The organism is Pseudoalteromonas sp. S4741, from assembly GCF_005886135.1.
GTDB classification, from domain to species: Bacteria; Pseudomonadota; Gammaproteobacteria; order Enterobacterales; family Alteromonadaceae; genus Pseudoalteromonas; species Pseudoalteromonas tetraodonis.
Window position 1 is genome coordinate 1 of record NZ_PNCN01000206.1, and the last position, 1,601, is coordinate 1,601.

The following is a 1,601-nucleotide window of genomic DNA, read 5'->3' on the forward strand; positions in this document are numbered from 1 at the left end:
ATGCAGATCTGAGGTTAACTAGCTGTAGTTATAGAATTTCCTGAACAATAATGTAATGAGGAAATATTTATGACTAATAAATCTGATAGTGCAATAGCAAGTTGGCATAAGGCCGCCAGAGCTGAAAATGTAGACCATATAATTGGTACAGTAGCCGCTTTTTCACAGTGTCGTGGTACTTTAAAATCAATGTTGAAAGTATTAGATTTAGAACGGGCCAAGCTTCGCTATCTAGGGTAGCGTTGCTCTGACCATTATTGGTTACATAATCATGCACATCGCACTAAAGACACTCCTGGCTATCCTTGGCATCATGGCTGCCGTGTTCGATTGGTAAAAAGCAGTTTAGAAATGCACTGGTACTACAATACATTTGTTAAAAAGGAAGAGGGGGAAGGATATAAAGTATTTAGCAAACATATTTGTCGAGAGCTAAAACACCGCTATTCAAAAACTTCTTTTAATCGAGCACAATATTATGAACGGCCGATAATAAATCAAACTGAAGCCGGATTTGAGTTAATTCGTATTATGAATGCAAACCTCAGTGCAATGCGGAGGATGATCAAAATGAATTTGAAAACCTTGGACAAGCTAGAAGATCATATCAATAAATTTGAAAACCCTATAACCAAATAATTTAAAAAATCGCACAAAGCCCACTATTTTAGTGGGCTTTGAGTTTTATCGTTATTTGGAAAAACTTTCACATGTGAAACTTTTTAAGGTCATTGTATTAGCCACATTGCTTACTTCTATTATTTGATAAATAATAATTATGCATTTAACTTTTATACAGTCTGAGCTATATGCCAACAATAAAAAATTTAGCTTACTTACCTTAATTAGGTAAAAATAGTTTAAAAAATTTATGTTCTTTATAACCCAATCTAAACTCCGTATCTCTGCGAGGGTAGTAGCTTTTGATGATTACACTTCTCTCTATTAATTCAACCCCAGCACTTATAAGTGGGTTTAATATAGTTTTAGATAAACGGTAAAATGGTGAGCTTACACCAAACTTTGCAGCACCATAATGAATAATGGCTGCAATATTAGCGTTAGATGAGGTATGCTTTTTTACTTCCAACCCTGGGGTGGGATAGCGCTTAACTTTTATCAACATCTCTTTATACAACGAAGCTGCAAGCTCAAGCGCAGCCCCTTTTTCTAAATCAAAAGGAATGCAATACCACTTCGTCCTTGTGCGATGCGCTTTTAAACTCACTGTATAAACAGGTTTGGGAGTCGTAAGGCGCAATCTAATGAAGTGCTGTTTGTTCGTTAAAACATCAAACTTAGGTATATCTACCTTTGCGACTTGGTAGTTAACTGCCAACTCAAACGCAGTGTGGCTGTGTTTAGGGATGATGAATATTTGTCCCCACCAGGTAATTGTAATAGAGCAGTTATTTGCTTTAAATGACTTAAACAAGCTATGTAATAGCACTAAGGAGGGCGTTCAGAATTCTGTGTCAGCCTAAATTGCTAAATATCTAGCACGCCATCTAACCTACCTTCGAAGTGAATGGCTAATTGCGACAATGTCAGGTTCCAATTGTGGATTGGCATTGTCCATTTCTTCGAAGCGTTCAATATGC

2 protein-coding genes and 1 pseudogene are annotated in these 1,601 nt (G+C 36.5%); 2 read left to right on the forward strand and 1 reads right to left on the reverse strand.

Going from position 1 to position 1,601, the window contains the following annotated elements:
- Positions 1–69 precede the first annotated feature (69 nt).
- Positions 70–240 carry a hypothetical protein gene (locus tag CWC30_RS18425; RefSeq protein WP_171034752.1) on the forward strand — a complete coding sequence of 57 codons (171 nt, stop codon included), beginning with the start codon at positions 70–72 and terminating at the stop codon, positions 238–240.
- A gap of 18 nt (positions 241–258) precedes the next feature.
- A pseudogene (mobI, locus tag CWC30_RS17680) lies at positions 259–639 on the forward strand (conjugative transfer protein MobI(A/C)); the annotation flags it as partial.
- A 202-nt stretch (positions 640–841) separates the two neighbouring features.
- Here mobI and CWC30_RS17685 read toward each other — a convergent pair.
- Entirely contained in the window at positions 842–1,450 is a 609-nt protein-coding gene (locus CWC30_RS17685; protein WP_138627755.1) for a hypothetical protein, read from the reverse strand.
- Positions 1,451–1,601: the final 151 nt, after the last annotated feature.